General features: G+C 65.4%; 15 protein-coding genes. 2 read left to right on the top strand and 13 right to left on the bottom strand.

The genetic code is table 11. The annotated features are described in order from the left end of the window. Nucleotides 1–80: 80 nt before the first annotated feature. Both hap3 and xopF1 read left to right on the top strand, forming a co-directional pair. On the top strand, nt 81–524 hold the full coding sequence (gene hap3 / locus AC1PLU_RS02710; protein ID WP_481107633.1) for an Hpa3 family type III secretion system protein: 444 nt from the start codon (nt 81–83) through the stop codon (nt 522–524). Further along, complete coding sequence (gene xopF1 / locus AC1PLU_RS02715) at nt 521–2,545, top strand: type III secretion system effector XopF1 (protein WP_481107634.1); 2,025 nt, start codon at nt 521–523, stop codon at nt 2,543–2,545. The genes hap3 and xopF1 overlap by 4 nt, the downstream gene beginning before the upstream one ends. 111 nt (nt 2,546–2,656) lie before the next feature. Here xopF1 and xopZ read toward each other — a convergent pair whose 3' ends face one another. The 13 genes from xopZ to sctU form a co-directional block, all read right to left on the bottom strand. Further along, nucleotides 2,657–6,619, bottom strand: a complete 3,963-nt coding sequence (gene xopZ, locus AC1PLU_RS02720; RefSeq protein ID WP_481107635.1) for a XopZ family type III secretion system effector — start codon at nt 6,617–6,619, stop codon at nt 2,657–2,659. 256 nt (nt 6,620–6,875) lie between these two features. Next, nucleotides 6,876–7,901 carry a pectate lyase gene (locus AC1PLU_RS02725; RefSeq protein WP_115037868.1) on the bottom strand — a complete coding sequence of 342 codons (1,026 nt, stop codon included), beginning with the start codon at nt 7,899–7,901 and terminating at the stop codon, nt 6,876–6,878. 269 nt (nt 7,902–8,170) lie between these two features. Beyond that, nucleotides 8,171–8,641, bottom strand: a complete 471-nt coding sequence (locus AC1PLU_RS02730) for a CesT family type III secretion system chaperone (RefSeq protein ID WP_481107636.1) — start codon at nt 8,639–8,641, stop codon at nt 8,171–8,173. 68 nt (nt 8,642–8,709) lie between these two features. Next, the gene (locus AC1PLU_RS02735; RefSeq protein ID WP_102583247.1) at nt 8,710–8,976 is read right to left on the bottom strand and encodes a hypothetical protein; all 267 of its coding nucleotides are present in this window, start codon (nt 8,974–8,976) and stop codon (nt 8,710–8,712) included. Between the two features lie 73 nt (nt 8,977–9,049). Then, nucleotides 9,050–9,292: an HrpD6 family protein gene (gene hrpD6 / locus AC1PLU_RS02740; protein WP_104646823.1), complete on the bottom strand. Its 243-nt coding sequence runs from the start codon at nt 9,290–9,292 to the stop codon at nt 9,050–9,052. Between the two features lie 22 nt (nt 9,293–9,314). Beyond that, complete coding sequence (hrpD5, locus tag AC1PLU_RS02745) at nt 9,315–10,250, bottom strand: HrpD5 family protein (RefSeq protein WP_104646824.1); 936 nt, start codon at nt 10,248–10,250, stop codon at nt 9,315–9,317. After that, nucleotides 10,247–11,062 carry a 4-hydroxyphenylacetate catabolism regulator HpaA gene (locus tag AC1PLU_RS02750; protein WP_481107637.1) on the bottom strand — a complete coding sequence of 272 codons (816 nt, stop codon included), beginning with the start codon at nt 11,060–11,062 and terminating at the stop codon, nt 10,247–10,249. Before AC1PLU_RS02750 ends, hrpD5 begins: the two co-directional genes overlap by 4 nt. Beyond that, the gene (gene sctS / locus AC1PLU_RS02755; RefSeq protein WP_005994479.1) at nt 11,059–11,319 is read right to left on the bottom strand and encodes a type III secretion system export apparatus subunit SctS; all 261 of its coding nucleotides are present in this window, start codon (nt 11,317–11,319) and stop codon (nt 11,059–11,061) included. The genes AC1PLU_RS02750 and sctS overlap by 4 nt, the downstream gene beginning before the upstream one ends. A gap of 4 nt (nt 11,320–11,323) precedes the next feature. Beyond that, nucleotides 11,324–11,968: a type III secretion system export apparatus subunit SctR gene (gene sctR / locus AC1PLU_RS02760; RefSeq protein ID WP_006451038.1), complete on the bottom strand. Its 645-nt coding sequence runs from the start codon at nt 11,966–11,968 to the stop codon at nt 11,324–11,326. Beyond that, nucleotides 11,955–12,908 (bottom strand): type III secretion system cytoplasmic ring protein SctQ, encoded by a 954-nt coding sequence (sctQ, locus tag AC1PLU_RS02765; RefSeq protein ID WP_481108450.1) that lies wholly within the window; start codon nt 12,906–12,908, stop codon nt 11,955–11,957. Before sctQ ends, sctR begins: the two co-directional genes overlap by 14 nt. A 93-nt stretch (nt 12,909–13,001) precedes the next feature. Then, complete coding sequence (gene sctP, locus AC1PLU_RS02770; protein ID WP_481107638.1) at nt 13,002–13,649, bottom strand: type III secretion system protein SctP; 648 nt, start codon at nt 13,647–13,649, stop codon at nt 13,002–13,004. Beyond that, the gene (locus AC1PLU_RS02775; RefSeq protein WP_481107639.1) at nt 13,649–15,571 is read right to left on the bottom strand and encodes an FHIPEP family type III secretion protein; all 1,923 of its coding nucleotides are present in this window, start codon (nt 15,569–15,571) and stop codon (nt 13,649–13,651) included. The genes sctP and AC1PLU_RS02775 overlap by 1 nt, the downstream gene beginning before the upstream one ends. Nucleotides 15,572–15,579: 8 nt before the next feature. Next, nucleotides 15,580–16,653, bottom strand: a complete 1,074-nt coding sequence (gene sctU / locus AC1PLU_RS02780; protein ID WP_481107640.1) for a type III secretion system export apparatus subunit SctU — start codon at nt 16,651–16,653, stop codon at nt 15,580–15,582. Nucleotides 16,654–16,842 lie beyond the last annotated feature (189 nt).

Genomic DNA, 16,842 nt, shown 5'->3' on the forward strand with positions numbered 1-16,842 from the left:
ATGCGTCCCGTACCGGAGACTTTGTCCTACCGGAATGGTGTATCGGTACTCATCGCCTACTTTCTCGAGGATTTCGGACAATGTCGGAATTGGGAAAACTCCACACAGCGAACGACGCATTTTTCACCAGCCTGGCGCTCCGTCTTGGGTTGCCCGACGAGCTTGCGCAGCGACTTGGCGAGGGTGAAACCATCCTTGGGCCTGCGGGTATGCTGTGCCGTGTCCACACGCAGATGCAGCAGGGCGAAATGACGGCCTTTCCGGAAGTCATCCTGCCACTGGCCGCACGCGAGCTCGGCGGCGATGAGGTGGTAACGCTGCTGGCACTGCAGGAACAATTACTGACGCACTACGGATGGCGGCTCACGCTCTCGGATCTTGGGCTGCTGTGTGTCTGCCCGCTGTTGCTCGAGCGCACGCCCGATGCCGTGGCCACCGCGCTGGAGCGCGGGCAAGTGGTCGCCCGTGTGGTGCTGGATGCGCTGGTGACGCAGGCCGGCAACCCGGCCGAGGTGGCCTCATGAAGCTCACCAGCGACATTGGGGCCTCTTCCAGCAGCCGCGCAACCTCGCCTGCCCCCACACACCCAACGCAGGCCGAGGAGGCCGCTGCAGCACCGCAGACGCGGCCTCCAACCGGGCCGCTCGCGGGCTTACGCTCTCCGGGTCCGATGTTACGCGGTCGTCGCGCAGCGTTTCCACGTCGCGCGACGACCGACGCAAGTCATGCCGAGTCCTCGCATGGCGCATCCCATCGCTCGGAGTCCTCGCAGTCGTCGCATTCTTCGGAGCTGACGGATGCAGCGTTTTACACTCCGCCGCTAAGCCCCGGGTCCTCGGTCAGCGATGTGTCGGACGCGCCTGCCGTTGCAGTGACCTATGCGCAGCGCAGTGCGTCGACAGCCGCTGACTTGAAGGGGCAGTTACGCGCACGCCTGGATGCAGTGCCATTTGCAGCGCCGTCGGAGGAGCAGGAGGCGCTGCAGGCCGCGTATCTGGAATGGGCGGACGCGCGCGTGGATGAACGCATCACCGCGTTCGGACCGGATGCCGGATACCAGATCGTCGGCGATATGAAGACGGCAGGCGCAAAGGCAGCGTGGCCGATCGCCTACGAGTGTCTCAGGGCCTTCGTCATCGGCTCGATGCGGACTCCGTTCGGTCTTGCCGCAGGCGCCGCCTACGACAACTCGCGCCCGCCCGGATCGGAGACGCTGAGTACGTCAACGCTGTCCGGTGCGGTGGCGGGCGTGGTGTCCTATGCCAGCGATACGTTGCTGATCCCGGCAATGGATCGGCGCGCGCGCGTTGCGAACTTGCCGCGTTTTCAGACCATCGACCCGAAAATCCTGGTGCCCGATCCGCCGCCGGCCGTGCTGGAAATCACCGACGGAACCAAGCGTTTCACGCGCCCGGGCGAGGGCAACGCACCCACGCTTGCCGAGCTCAAGGCGCAGACCTACGACCTCCGCCAGGGCATCACCCAGTGGCAATCGACGTTGGACGACAAGTCCCTGGACACCTTGTTGCTCAAGCCGACGATCAACGCAGGATTCAACGCGGCGCGGCGAACCTCCGACGACCCGGGCACGCGCACGCCGGCCGGCCAACTGGGGTTGAGCGCGCTCGCCATTGGCGGGGCAGGGGTGGTGCAGAAGGCGATGCTCGAAACCGGCAAGGCGGTGGCGCGCACCGGCCAGATGAGCGTGCCCGACCTGCTTGGCGGACAGCAGCGGCTGAATCTGTTTTCGCTGGCATTGCCGGACAAGACGCGTCGGCCGGCGCAATGGTCCGACGCTGTGCGGTTCCCCCCCAATTATCTGCTGGAGACCGGGAAAGAAGGCCTGGCGTTGGCCAGGCAAGCCTTGAGCACCACCAACGCGATCACCACTGCGCTACGCGATGTGCTGGGCCGTCACATGCTCAGCAACGTGCTGGCCAATTTCGCCTCGCTCGGGGCCGGCCGCCTGATCGCTGCGCCGTTGCGCGGCGGCAACGAAAACGGCAGCGTTGTGGGCGAGGCCGCCAATTCCACCGCCACGGTCGTGCAGCAGGCGGTGCAGACCCTGTTCAACGATACGGTGTGGAATGCGCTGAAGGCCAAGAACGGCGCCAATACCACCCAGGCGACGCGACTGGATCAGGAACGTGCCGTCACCGCGGCCAATCATCAACGCACCATCGAACGCACGCTTCAGGCGCTGGCCGAGCCCATCGACGAGGCGATCGCGCTGTTTTCGGCGCCGACACCGGCGCAGATTGCGCGCGCCCTGGAAGAGGGAGAGCGGCTTGCGCCTGCACCGGGGCCGCAGGCGGGGAGGTTGCGCGAAGCCCTGGAGACATTGCGCGCGGAAATCGGCACGCAGTCCCCCTCGATTGCGACCATCGACACGGTGCGCGATGCGCTGCACACCGGGCAGAAGGCGATGTTCAGCGGAGTGCCACGCAACGACCTGACCGCGACACTGGATACCGAGTTAACGACGCTCAGGGACGCGTTGCACGAGAGCGAGAAACTGCGCCAGTGGGAAAGCGGCCGACCGTGAGCGATCGATCGCGCGGGTGATCCGCTCGCGGATTGCACGCTGCAAGGACAGACGCAGCCGCCGTTGCGTCTGTCGCTTGCTGATGCTCCCGGTGCCGGCCTGGCGCGCGGCTTACCTGCGAGCAGTGGGAGTGGAACGGGGCGCTGCGGCGCGCGGTACCGCTTCGTACGCCGGCCATTGACCGACCGTGCGCATGGCCTCGGCGATGCGGTTGCGCTGGCGCTTGACGATGAAATCCACGCCACGTTCTTCGGTCAGTTTCGCCTTCTCGCGGACCAGCAGCAAGGTCGGCTCCCACACGGCGGGCTGCTGCAGCAAGGCATCGAAGGCCGTACGCTCGGCGAGTGCACGCGCGTGGTCACCCGCGTCCTGCGCCACCAGTGCAAGTGCCCGGTGCACGTCCAGCAACGGCGCAGCGGCGCTGCGTAACGCCTCGTCGGCAAACAGTGCGGCCAGCGCGTTGCCATCGGCAAAACGCATGGCCTGCTGCATGAAATGCTCCAGTTGCAGCTCTGCCAGCACCGGTTGCAAGGTCTGGTCGACATCGTTGCCCAGTTTGACCAGGCCGTAGTCGGCCCAGCGCTCCCACTGGGTGCGGACCAGGCGTTCGAACGCTGCGAATTGCGCGAAGTCGGTTGCGCGGTCGCTGCGGGCCGCATCGATTTCGCCGCCGAACTGGAACAGCGTGCAGAACGCGGTGGCCACGTCCGCGCTCACTTCGGTGACATAGCCGGCTTCGATTGCCGAGACCGTGGTGCTGGCTGCAGGCGTCGCCGATGCACCTTCGCGGCGCTGCTGGGCAAGTGCCAGTTGTACGCCGGCCGTCAGGCGTGCGGCCGCTTCCACCCGGCGTGCGGCGGTGGTGTCGCAATACTGCGTGGTCATGTAGCCGGCCACGGTCGTCGACGTCCAGCCGAGGTCCTGGCGCGCTTTGATGCCGAGCCCGAGCGAGCCGCCCGCACGACGGCCGTGTGTATCGCCTGCGCGCAGGCCGGCGCTGACGCTGGCGCTGCATTCGGTTCCCTGGCTGACGCGTGCGGCCTGGTCGATCAGCCCGACGCTGGCCTCCGGATGCTCGGCCAGCAACGCATGCATCCAGTCCGCGCCGTGTGGCTGCTCTGGATGATCGGATGCTGCGCGGCGCACCAGATGCCCCAGCATGCGCAAAAACGCCTGCAACAGTGCCGGCTCGCGGCCCTTGCCCAGTCGGGGGATACGGATCTGCAGGCCGTCTTCCACACCGACCTCGCGCCGATAGCGCCAGTCCACGGCGGCCGACACGCCGGCTGCCGCGTAGGCACTGTCCACAGCGATGCCATAGCCGGCAGTCAGGCCCGCACCGAGCTGGCGCTGCGTCGCTGATTGGCGACTGATCTGCAGGTATAGACCGGTACGTCCCATGTAGAACTCTAGCGAGGCATCGCGATTGCACTGCATGCTGGCGATCAGTCGCGCGCCCAGGCCGAACGCAGATCCTGCAACGGCAGCTGCCGCCGAAAGCGGTGCGAGATTGGCGCCCCAGGTCCGTTGGCAGGTCATCCGCCAGCGGTCGCGCCATTCCAGATGCGAGAGCATGTCGCGCAGCAGGTCCAGCAACGCCTCGGGGTGGGCCAGGGCGCCGGCACCGGTCTGCTTCGCCAACTGCAAGGTCTTGTCGATGGCGGTGTCGAAATGCGCCAGGCAGTCATCCGCATGTGCGAGCCACACCGCGGCCTGTGGCGAGGCATTGCTCGGTTGCAGCTGGGCTGCCTGCTCTGCGTGCTCCGCCCGCACGGTAGACAGGCAGGTGCGCAACAGATCGAACGCGGCTGGCGCGGTGCAGCGGCCGCTTCGCACCTGCTCCCAGGCACGCTGCAATCCTTCCGGTGGCGCTGCCTGTACCGCTGCACCGCCCGGGGTGCAGGATGCCTGTGCCTGATGGTGGTCGTGCAGCACCGCCGCACGTTCGGCGATGCGCGCCAGGGTGGCGGCATCGAAGACCATGCCGCTGCGGTCCACGTCCTCATCGACCCACTGCAGCAACTCAGCAGCCGCCTGCCAGTGCAACTCGGCCTGCGATGGCACACAGCCCTGCAGCCGGGCGGCATGCAATGCGCCCAGGTAGCCGATCAAGGCAGCGCCGGCGTGTTCCAGGGTCAGGTTGGCGCGTCGACGCGGTGTCGGCAGTGCGGTGGCCGATGCGACCTCCAGCCCCTCCGACAAGGCATGCAGCGGATTGGGAGCGCTCGCGTGTGCGCCTGCAGGATGGGGCGAGGTGGCCGTGCGCACCGCCTCGCCGAAGGCCTGCAGGTGGGCGTTTGCGCGCGCATACGCCGAGTCGGGAGCACGCGACTCGTAGCCGTTGCGCAGCGCATGGTAGGCCGCGCGTTCGTCGCTGCTGCAGGTCTGCAGCGCCTGCGCCGGGTCGGCCGCGTGCAGGGCACTTCCGGCCGCGCGCCGTGCATCGCTCAGCCAGCACCGCGTGGCGGCATCGTCTACAGGCGTGGCGCGCAGCAGCGCATCGGCCCGTAATGCGATGCGCGCGATGTCCTGGCGGCCCGGGTCGGCGGCACGCTCGTGGCGTGCCTGGATCAACTGGCCGAGCACCTGGCGGCCGCGCGGCACGCGCGCCAGGGTCTCCAGCCAGCGCGTCGTCGCCGCCTCGATCGCTGCGCGTGGAATCCCGGCGTGCTCGCCCATCGTCGCGCCCTGTCGGGCATCGTGCTGTTGCGGATCGGCAGGGATCAGCGCGCTCCAGGTGCCGTTGTGGACATGGTCGAAGGTGGCAAGCAGTAGCGCCGCCGCGTCAGCGCGGTTGTCGCCGAGCACACCGGCCACTGCCGAGCGCAGCGCGCCAAGCGCGATGGCCACGATGCCCGCTGCAGGCACCGCCTGGTCGCCGAAACGCGTGGTGGAGAGCCCGCTCGCCCATGTCGACAAGCGGCTGCGCAATGCAGTGGCCGCAGCCGCATCGGTTGCGCTGGATGCGGTCTGCGCGATCTGCGCGGCAATCAGCGCGTCCGACGCGGCACTTAGCGCCTGGCTGGCGCGCAGATCGTCGGCCGCTGCGGTGTCGACCTCCTGCGCGAGCGAGTGCGTCAGGCCCGCCAGCGCCGGCAGCAGTGCACGCAGCTCGTCGGCGTGCGCAGCGGTCTCGAACAGGTCGCCAGCCACGATGTGCGCAGACTGCAGCGCCTGCGCCAGGGTGGTGTCGAGGCTGGCGGCGCGCACGTGCAGGCGCTGCAGCGAGGCCTGCTGTTTCTCGCGCAGGGCGGACAGATGGCGCGCGTGCTCGTGCAGCTTGCGGATGCGATCCAGCTCGGCTTCGTGCTTGAGCATGTCGCGCAGGCGCGGTCGACGATCGCTTGCCGCAGGCGCGGGCATGGCCGTCAGTTGGTCCAACTGCTGCTGCAGCTGTTGCTCGGTGTGCGCCAGGCGCTCGCTGCAATCGGCGATGTGTTTGCGTAGCAGCGCGTTCCAGGTGGCCAGCACCTGTTGGCGTTTGCGGGTCTCGTTGGCACGGTCGGCCAGGCGCGGTGCGCGTCTGGCATGTAAACCGGTGTCCTGCTCCAGGCGATCGAGATGCAGCTGCACCAGGCGCTGTAGCGCTGCGGCCTTGCGCACGGCGATCCGTGCATCGCTCAGCCGTTGCGAGGCGGAGAATGCCGCTGTCTGCAAGGGAGCCAGTGCGTGCCAGTCGCCTGGCGCTGCCCGAGCGGGTGGTGCAGGCTGCGCAGACGTGCCCTGGTAGCGCAGCAGGCGCGTGTGGTCGGGAGTGGCCTGCCCGGCGATGCCCACCGCCGTGCCGGCGAGCCGGGCGAGCCTCTGCAACGACTTGCGCACGCCGCGCAGCCTGCCTGTCTCGCGCGGCGCAGGCGTGCCCTGTCCGCTGTCGGCAGCAGCTGCGGTGTAGCGATGTACCCGTGCGGCCACATCCATTTCTGCAGCACGTGCCTCGGACTCGGCCGCGGGCCCATCCAGTTGATGCAGTCGGTGATGGGCCTGCTTGTGCGGCGCCGGCGTGCCGGCATGCGCCTCGCCATGGCTGTTGCCAGGCAGCCCGAGTGTCACGGTGGCGGAGCGGATACGGGTCAAGGTCGATCTCTCGCGTGTGGCGGTTCGCGTCCGACTGTGCTCGCTGCTGCTGTAAAGCCGCACAGGGCGAGCGGCCCGTTTGCACATGGCAGCAGTGTCTGCTTACCGCGACGCAGTGCGTGCCGCGCAGGCGTCGCAGCGATGATGGTCGGTCTGCGGTCATCGCCTACGACGGCGGGCACTGACGCCCGGCAGATGCGGCAACCATGCATCTGCCGGGCGCGATCGACGCGCGGCGACGGTGCAGCGCGCGCGATCAGCCGCTGTAGGGCTTGTGGCCGATACGTGTCGCACCTATCGCCTGGGAAGCGTCCAGCACAATCGCCTCGTTGGGCGCATCGGTCTTCAGGTTTGCCAGCGTCACCGTCGCGCCGGGCGCGTCGGTCCGGAACACCGCTTCCTTGACCTGGTTGAACTCGCAATTCTCGACCTGAAGGTGCGAGTCGATATCGGCATGCCCACCGTTGGTGCGGAAGACCTTGCTGGCACCCTCGACGGTGTCGCCCGACATCACCACGTCGGCAGCGCCGTTGTCCTGCACGACCTTGTCTGCGGCGTTCTTGAACGTGCAATTGATGATCTCGACCTTCGGCCGGCCGACGACCTCGGGGCTGCAACCGGCAATCCCCGCATCATGCTCACGGTTGCCCTGCCCATCGATGGTGACGGCATCCTCGCTGACATCCTCGTTGACGCAGTTGACCATCTTGCCGCTGGCCATGAAATGCACACCGTCGCCGCCGCCCGTCATGTGGACATTGCAGAGACTGCCGCCGTCCTCGACGATGAACAGCGGTTGCTGGTGCTCGTCCTGATCGCCTTTGCCCAGGCAAGGGCCGCCGACGTATAGCTGGTTCTTGCCGTCGAACACCTCGCCCTTGTGCACCACGATGGGCTTGTTCTGGATGCCGGGTGGCGCAGTGACGACCTTGCCGGGAGGCAGTGGCGCCTGCGTGCCGGTCGGGCCTGGCGTGCCGTGAGCACCGTCGGTGGGCGTGGGTGTGGGAGTCGCCGAGTGACCCGGGTTGCTGGGCGATGCGCCGTTGCCGGTTCCCGTTCCGGAGGTGTTGCTGCCGTTGCCACCGTTGTTGCCATTGCCATTGCCATTGCCGGCACCGCTGCCGCTGCCGTGTTGCCCGCCGGGGTTGGTGGAACACGGCGGGTTCGATGGCGGCATAGACGGTGTCGGATTGGGGGTGGTCGTTGGTTGACCATCACTGGACGGCTGATCCTGTGGCTGCATCATGTCGCTGAGCAGGCGTTGCATGCAGTACGCCAGCATGCTCATGATCACCGCGGTGAGGGCTTGCTGCTCCGAAGGGGAGAATGAGGACGGCTGTAAGCTCGCAGTGCTATGTGAGGGAATGGCGAGATTCATTGGCGAGTGTCCTTGCAAGAGATGAATGGCGGACGAAATCCTGCGGTGGGAAATAACCGCGCGACAGCGTAGCGATGCGATACGGCGCAGCGGATGCGCAAGGCGCCGGCAGCGTGCTGCGCAGTCGTGCATGTCTGGCTAACACCATCGGCATGCAAGCAACGCCGGGCACCTCACGCGCGTAGCCACAGATAGTTTCCCGTTGCGATTCCTTCGAACATTTCGTCGTGTGCAATGAAGATGTTGTTGTTCCAGTAACGGCCATGCTCGGCGTAATGGGCGAGCAGATCGCAGATCCAGGCACCGTCGACGTCGTCGTCCAGCGGAACGCGCACGACCAGCACGATCACGCCGGCATCGTTCAATCCGAGTTGCGCCTGGTCCTGCGCATATACCGACAGGTTGGCTTCCAGCAACAGCCGGAAGACCGTCAGGGTCCGTCCCGCAGGAGCAAGGCCGTAGGAGATGCGTAGGTAAAGCGCTTCTTCCTGCGCTTCCTCCTCGGACTGTGGCTCCGGCATGTGCAGATAGACCTCGAATCCGTCTATCTGGATCGTGCGGTGCTCGATCAACTCCTGCACATCCGGCAGGCCAAGCACATCGCACAGTTCCGCAGCCAGGGTTTCGAATCGTGCCGAAGCCATTGCCTAACCGCTGTCGGTTGCGCAGACCCGTCTGGGCGGGCCTGCGCAGGTGATGAACCATTTTTGTCTTAACGCGTCGCGTCTTTCATCGTCTCCCCGAATTTTCTGATTACATTGTTCAACGAGGCATTCAAGTTCAATGCGTTCATCTCGCGGCTGACATAGTTGTTGCTTTTGATGGTCGTTGAGACTGAGTCGCCCACACCGCCCATGAAGGAGTTTGCCTGGCTGGACTGACCCATGCTGCTTATTTCACTATCAAACTTGTCCTTGAACGTGTTGCTCAGAAGGTCCTTGGCTGATCCGCCTCTGTTGATGCCTTCAAGAAGTGACATGTTGATCTCCTATTTCTTTTGAGAAGCGCCGTTGGCGCGGGAAACCCTGCTTGCTTCACTAGCAGGGATTGGGTCAGGCAGCCGCCGCGATGTGCGAGACCAGCGCATGGGCGGCATTGAAGCCTTCGTGCAGTGTCGAAAGCCGGGTGCGATCTGCAGCGTCGGTTGCGGCCATCCACTGCACCTGCACCTGCTGTCTTGTGTTATCCAGCGCATCGACAATCCTTGCCAGGCGCTCGCCGCTGGCATCTTCGGATTTGACCTTGATCAAGGCACCCATGTCATGGGCGATGCTTTCAGTAATGGATTCAAACATGACCGATCCTCGTTGGATTAACTCAGTAAGTGGTGGAGGTCAGGTGCTTGGTGCCGTCCGGGGTCTCCACGTAATGCAGTCCGTCGACAAGCAAGGCGGCGTCGTAGTTGGCAGGTGTTTTCACGGACGGATCCTGCTGGGCGATGTCCACGTGCAGCTTGCGGATTTCCGGGCCCAGATCGCTGCGCAGGTCGGCGATCCGCCGGATCGCGCGCTCTGCGTTGTCGCTGCTGCCGGCAATGGAGAAAACGCCCTGGCCGTCGTAACGCACGCTCAGGTCGCGGTCGGCCAAGGTATCGCGGAGGGTTGCCAGTACCTCATCCACCACCACCACATCGACGGTGACCGCATGTTGATACCGATGCAGTTGTGCGCGCAGGCGCGCTGCATCCGCGCTGCTTGTCACCAGGCCCTCGACCCGCACGCGCGACCCGACCTGCTCCACGCGCGCTTCGCGCAAGCCAAGCTGTTTGAGCACGAATCGCACCTGATTGAGCTGGTTGTCCTGGCTGCGTGGGGGAGCCGCATCGGAGAGGAAGGCCGGGAGCAGGGAGGGCAACAGTGCCGCCGCGGCCAGCGCTAGCATGGCGCCCACCACTGCACGCAGTGCGTTGCGCCTGGACCTGCGTGGCAAAGGCGCTGCCGGCGTCGCGGCGGGCGACAGTAGCTGCTCCAGCAGCGCAACATCGTCCGGCCAATCGGCCGCAGCGTCGCCGATGCAGAGCACCAACGGACCAAAGCGCACCGGATGCAGCGCAACAAACGCTGTCGTCGGCAACGCGTCGCTGCGATAACGCACTTGACCATCTGCATCCACCTCGATGATGAGCGAACAATCAGGCCAATCTTCGATCCGGATTTCGGCTTGGGGATCGGCGCCCAACGTATAGCTGCCTGGCTGCAAATCTAATCGTGCGCCGGCATGGATTCCCGTCAGCACGCGAAGTTGCATGGTCATGCGCGAATCTCCTGAGCGGTCCGCTCCTGGTGCTCAATCAGCAGTGTGTTCAAACGTGTGATGGCGCCGACACGATCAAGGCGTTTACGTGGTTTTTCCGCGTTGAGCAGCACCAACGGAAGCAGTAGATGGAAGTTGCGCAGCGCTGGCGATGGCTCCGGTTGCGCCGCCACCAGCTCCACCAGAAGCTTCCGTAACGCCTGCAGGTTTTCCGCAGCTGTGCTCGCGGTGCCGGAGCGCAGATGCTCGCGCATCAACCTCCAGACCATGGCCGTCAACTGTGCTGCGGCAGGATGGGCAATGCCGATCGCGCGCAGTTCGACAAGCGCAACGGCAAGCGCGCGTCGCCTGACCGTCGGGTCGGCGGCGCGTGTCGTCGCGTAGCGGTCGAGAACGCCGTCGACACTCGCACGCACACTGTTGTCCAGGTGCACCGACGAAGCGCTTTGCCCTCTTCCCGCCTGCGGATCGCCGGCCTGCGCATTGCCGCCCTCGCCATGCTGATCATCCTGGCGTTGCCCCTGGCCCTGTGGCTGAGCGATTGCGATGCTGACACGGCCGCGCAGCGCCGAGACGCGTGCCGCTTCGGCTTCTTCCAGTTCGGTGGCGTCGCGTTCGTCGTCCATGCCATCCAGCGAGCGCATGCCGCGTCGCCGCTTGCGTGGCGGAGCGGGGCGCAGACGGGGGGCATGATGTGCCGAGTCCGCAGGCGACTGCACGCCAGCCTGCGGCGCATCGGCGTGGTGGTGCGGTGCGCCGGGCGCGCTCGGCAGCGACGGCGGCACAGCGCCTGGCGAAATGCGCCGGATCATGGAAAGGCCGCCTGCATCAGCGCCTGACCGAACTGCATGATCGCCGAGGCGCCCCAGGGCGCAGTGACTGCAATGGCAGCCACCACCACTACCAGCTTGAGCGCGAACGAAATCGAGGCATCCTGCAGCGACATCACTGCCTGGATGAAGGCGATCAGCAGCCCGGCCACTGCGGCCACGCCGACCACCGGCAACGACACCTTGAGGCACAGCAACAAGGCTTCGGAAGTGAATCGCACCAGATCGTCGTGGTCCATGGCGTCACCGATAACTCAGGACCAGGCCGTGGATCAGCATGGACCAGCCATCCAGCGCCACGAACAACAGCAGTTTGAACGGAATGGCCACGTTGGTCGGCGTCACCTGCGAAAGGCCCATCGCCATCAATGCATTGGCCACCACCAGATCGATCACGATGAAGACCAGATACAGCAGGAACCCGATGCGGAACGCCTCGGTCAGCTCGCTCAGCGTGAATGCCGGTGCCAGCACGAGGAGGTCGTCCGGCTTGAGCGTATCGGCCTTGTCCTTGGGCCAAATCTGCTGCGCCGAGCGGATGAAAAAGGCTTTCTCGCGCTCGCGGGTGTGCTTGAGCAGGAACTGCCGAAACGGTTCGCGGCAGGCATCGAGCAATACCACCACACGGCTGTTGTCGGCACCGGGACTGTAATTCTGCGCGGCCTTGAACGCCTCCATGCCCACCGGCGCCATCACAAAGCACGACACCAGCAACGCGACGCCGTTGAGCACCATGTTCGGCGGCACCTGCTGCACGCCGATGGCATTGCGCAGCAAGCCGAGCACGACCACGATCTTGGTGTAGGAGGTGACCACCATCGCTGCGAAGGGCAGCAGCCCCAGCATGATGACCACCAGCAGCAGCGAGCCGACATCAGGCATCTGCATGCGCAGTCTCCGACATGCTGAGGATCTGCACGCCGAGATGTTCGCCCACCGCCAGCAATCTGCCGATGCCGATGGTCTGGCCGTAGACGACCAGGCGGATGTCGGCCTGATCCACCGGCACCGACAGTTCGAGGATCTGGCCGGGCTGCAAGCCCGACAGCACTGACAGAGACAGCGCAAGCTGGTCCACTTCCAGCTGTACGGGCAGTTCCAGTGCCGCCACATCGGTGGCGGACGATGAGGAGTCGGACGCGGGCATATCGTGCTGCATGGTGGGGGCGGTCTCCAGAATCATCTGTTGCAGGGTCAGGCGTACCGGAGCGCGCAACACGGCGCCTCCAGGGATGCCCCAGAGCAGCTCGCCGCTGCGCACGGGAGCCGTGGCAAGCGCGTGCAGCAGGACATCGCCCGGGCGCAGCGATTGCAGCAACGCCGCCGTTGCCGCGCGCTGGCCGATACGCAGGCGCGTGGTCACCCGCAGTGCGCTCAGCCAGGCCGGCAGTGGCGATGGCTGAGCCAGCGCAGCGCTTGCCGTTTGCAGCGCGGCAAGCAGCAGCGGGCTGGCGGTTTCTGCGATCGCGTCGATGCCTCCCAGCGTGATGCCGATATCGAGGCGATCGACTGCATCCGCACAGCGCTCGAAGGCGACCACCTCGGCAGCGCCCAGTCCCAGTGGTGTCAGGGCGCGCAGATCATCGCTTAACAGCACACCGGCGATCGCCACGCGCAGGGCGTCATCGGCTTCGTTCAACAGCAGCGCCAGGCCGTCGCGTGCAGCGATCCGCAACTCCAGGTTGCCGCTGTCGAACTGCAACTGCAGGCGCGCGGCATCCGCAGCCCGGATGCCACGGCGTTGCGCGGTGTAGCCGCAACGCTGTGCGGCACGCGGATCGCACAGCACTCTGCCCAGCTGCGCACGCACGGCGGGCACGTGGGTCAGCGCCTGCGACAAGTCGCGTGCCGGCGACGTCAGGCTCGGCTCTGTTGACAACACGGCGTCCCTCGCTATGGCTGGTCTGCTGCAGATGCAGCGCTAGACGACCTCGATGCTGATCTGAAGCGTGTCGCTGAGCGCAGCCTTCAATGCAGTATCCAAACGTTTTCTTCCATTCAAAAGTACCTCGCGTTTCTCCGGCGAGCCGCTGTCGAAGCGAAGCGATAGCTGGTCTGGCGAAAGCCGCAAGAACAGCGTGGTCTGCGGCAGGATGTCGTGGTTGATCTCCAGCCACGCTTCCCAGATACCTGCGCCGCGTACCGGCGTGGCATTGCAAAACTCGGCCACCCGCAGCGCGATGTGGTTGATGGCCAGCTGCGCGCGTTGGGTGCGGATCCACTCGGTGGCGATCTGCCGACCCAGTGCGTCGCCGTCATCGCCTCGGGCGATCTGTCGACGATTGCCGTCATCCAGGCAGGGCGTTGCGCTTGGAGGTGCGCTTGGCAGCGGCGCAGGGCCGTGATCGTCGCTGGCAGCATCCACCACTTCCGGCAGCGTCGGATCGTCGTCGCCATCCTCCGGCAAGACCGTGTCCGGCAATCCGGCCAACACGCTGCTCAGGCGTCGGCGCAGTTGCAGGAAGCTGACACGTTGCGTGGCACGCGCCGGCGCTGCCGCTGCGTGCGGCTGCAGCGGTGCGCCGGCAATCGGCAGGATGCGCACATGGCGGACCGGTGGCTTGCGCATCAGGCCACCACTCTGCCGATCGGCTGCAGCTGCACCTCTGCGCCCAGTTCCTGGAACGAATACACCTCCAGCCAGTTCAGGCGTGCCTCGATCATGCGGCGCACATAACGCCGCACGTCCATCGAGGCGACCACTGCCAGCGGATGCCGCGCCTGATCTTCGACGATGCGTTCCACCTGTTCGAGGAGCTGATTGGCCTGCTCCGGTGGCAGGGCCAGGAAATTGCCGGCCGGCGTGGCGCGAATCGACTGCCGGATCAACTGTTCCACCGCGTGATCGAGCATCACCGCAGGCAGCTGTCCGGTGCCTGCGGTCGCGGTGTGCGCAAGATAGCGGCCGAGATCGCAGCGCACATACTCGGTCAGCATCAGCAGATCCTTTTCCTTCGGTCCCCACACCACCAGGCTCTCCAGGATGCTCTTGATGTTGCGCACCGGGATGCGTTCTTCCAGCAGCCGCCGCAACACATCGGCGATGCGCTGGGCGGGCATGGCCTTGTTGACCTCTGCAACCAGCCCGGGATAGTCCGCGCCCACCTGTTCCAGCATCCACTGCGTTTCCTGGATGCCGACGAACAGATGCGCGCGTGCATGCAACGGTGCGATGGCTTGTTGGGCCAGCGCTTTCGGCATGTCCGCCGTATCGCTCAACGCGCTGCGGGTTTCCGGCACATCGTGGATCAACACTTCGTATTGCATGTCCTGCAGTGACTCGCTCTGCCAGATCGCAATGCCCGGAAACGGCAGGCCCAACAGCTCCACCAATTGCCGGCGCTCGCTTTCGATCGCCTGATCCAGCAGTGCCGGGTCGAGCCGCGCAGCCAGTTGCGGCGACAGCCGCATCGACAGGGGCGAGGCGAAATCCGGCGCGCTCTTGCGGATATGCGGCGCATCGCCCTTGGCGCCCTTGCGGCTGGTCGATGGCAGCGTGGGCTGATCGGTACCGCTGACATCGCGCTGCTTGCGCCAGATCGTATAGCCGCCTGCGCCCACGGCCGCCGCCAGCAACAGGAACAGCAGTGCGGGAAATCCCGGAACGAACGCAAAGCAGGCCAGCAAGACGCTGGCTGCCAGCAAGGCGCGGGCATTGCTGGTGAGCTGGCGGCCGATGTCGAGCCCGAGCGAGCTGATCTTGGCCTCGTTCTCGTTGGCCACGCGGGTGATCATGACGCCGGCCGCCACCGAGATCAGCAGCGAGGCGATCTGCGACACCATTGCATCGCCGACCGACAGGATCGCAAAGCGGTTGGCCGCCTCGCCTGCGCTCATGCCGTGGTAGGTCACGCCCACCACGATGCCGGCCAGGATGTTCACCATGGTGATCACCAGGCCGGCGATGGCGTCGCCCTTGACGAATTTCATGGCGCCATCCATGCCGCCGTGCAGTTGACTCTCGATGGCCAGCCGCGCGCGTTTGCGGCGTGCTTCGTCCGCGGTCAGGTTGCCGCCACGCAGGTCGGCATCGATGCTCATCTGCTTGCCGGGCATCGCATCCAGGGTGAAGCGCGCACCGACTTCCGCCACGCGCTCGGAGCCCTTGGCGATCACGATGAACTGCACCGTGGTGATGATCAGAAACACCACCAGGCCCACCACCAGGTTGCCGCCGACCACCAGCTCGCCGAAGCTCTCGATGATGTGGCCGGCCTCGGCATGCAGCAGGATCGATTTTGTCGATGCGATGTTCAACGACAGCCGCAGCAGTGTGGTGAACAGCAGCAACGAGGGAAACGACGACAGCGAGATCGAGTCGGGCACATACATCGTGACCATCAGCAACACCACGCTCAAGGTGATGTTGATGCCCAGCAGCGTATCGATGAGCGGGGTGGGCAGCGGCAGGATCATCAAGCCGATGACCGCCACCACCAAGGCGGCGATCGCCACCTCACCGGTGTATGAGAAATACCGTGTCAGGCGCATGCCATCTCCTAGCAGGGCAGCGGACCGCTGCCGTCATCGTTGTCGCGGCCCAGCTCATCGACCCAGCGCAGCACCACTGCCACCGTTTCGAACAGCGATTCGGGAACCGCCTCGCCCAGTTCGACCGCATGCAGCGCACGCGCCAACGGCGGGTTCGCCACGATCGGGATGCCCTGGTTGTGCGCATAGGCACGCAGTTCCAGCGCACCGTCGTCCACGCCCTTGGCAACCACTTGCGGCAAACCGAAACCGTCCGGCTCGTAGGCGAGCGCGACGGCGTAATGGGTCGGGTTGACCACCATCACCTTGGCCTTGGCAACGCGCTCGCGCGGGTCGCCGAAGACCAGTTCCTTGGCGAATTCCTTGCGCTTTCCCTTCACTTCCGGGTCGCCTTCGCTCTCCTTGTGTTCGCGCTTCTGCTCGTCCTTGCTCATGCGCTTGTCGCGAATGAACAGCCAATGCTGCACGCTCCAATCCGCCGCGCCGACCAGCACGAACACCAGCACCGCCAGGGCGCACAGAACGCCCAGTGCGCGCCAGCCGATCTGGGCGATGTCGGCCGTTGGTTGGTAGGCTAGCCCGATGATGGTCGGCATGAGTGCACGAAGGCCATACCACAGCACCACGCCGATCACGGCCGCCTTGATGCCCAGCTTCAGCAGGTTGATGAGACTGCGTAACGAAAAGAGTTTTTTGACGCCGTTGACGGGGTTGAGCGAATCGAATTTGGGCGTGACCGGTTTGAGCGAGGCATTGAGCCCGGTCTGCACAAAGGTGCCGATCAATCCTGCGGCCAGGCAGGCCGCCACGAAGGGCAGCGTCAGCAACACACCCTGGATGCCGATGCGACCGAGCGCACGGTGCAAGGCGGTGGCATCGCGCGTATTGGCGGTGAAATCGAAACCGATCGACATCAATGCACGCAGGTGTTCGACAAAATAGCTGCCTGTCAGTTTCAGCACCAACAGTGCGGCCAGCAGCACCGCGGCGGCAGTGACATCCGGGCTGATCGGGACTTCCCCATCCCTGCGCGCATCCTGCAGTTTCTTTTCGGTCGGCTTCTCGGTCTTTTCATCCGACATGGCGATCTCCGGCCGCTGTTGCTGCACGCCGATTCTGGGCGAGCCGTTGCCGGACGATCCGCTTCCAAGGCGAACGTGTGCATGGGTGTACGAAGCACGATGTGTTTGTTCGCGATGGTATTCCGATGTTCGCTTCTGAAAAGTCTTCGTTGGCGCCGACGCGTACGTTACGCACGCATGCTGTCCACA

The sequence above is a fragment of the Xanthomonas sp. NCPPB 2933 genome, from assembly GCF_056725225.1.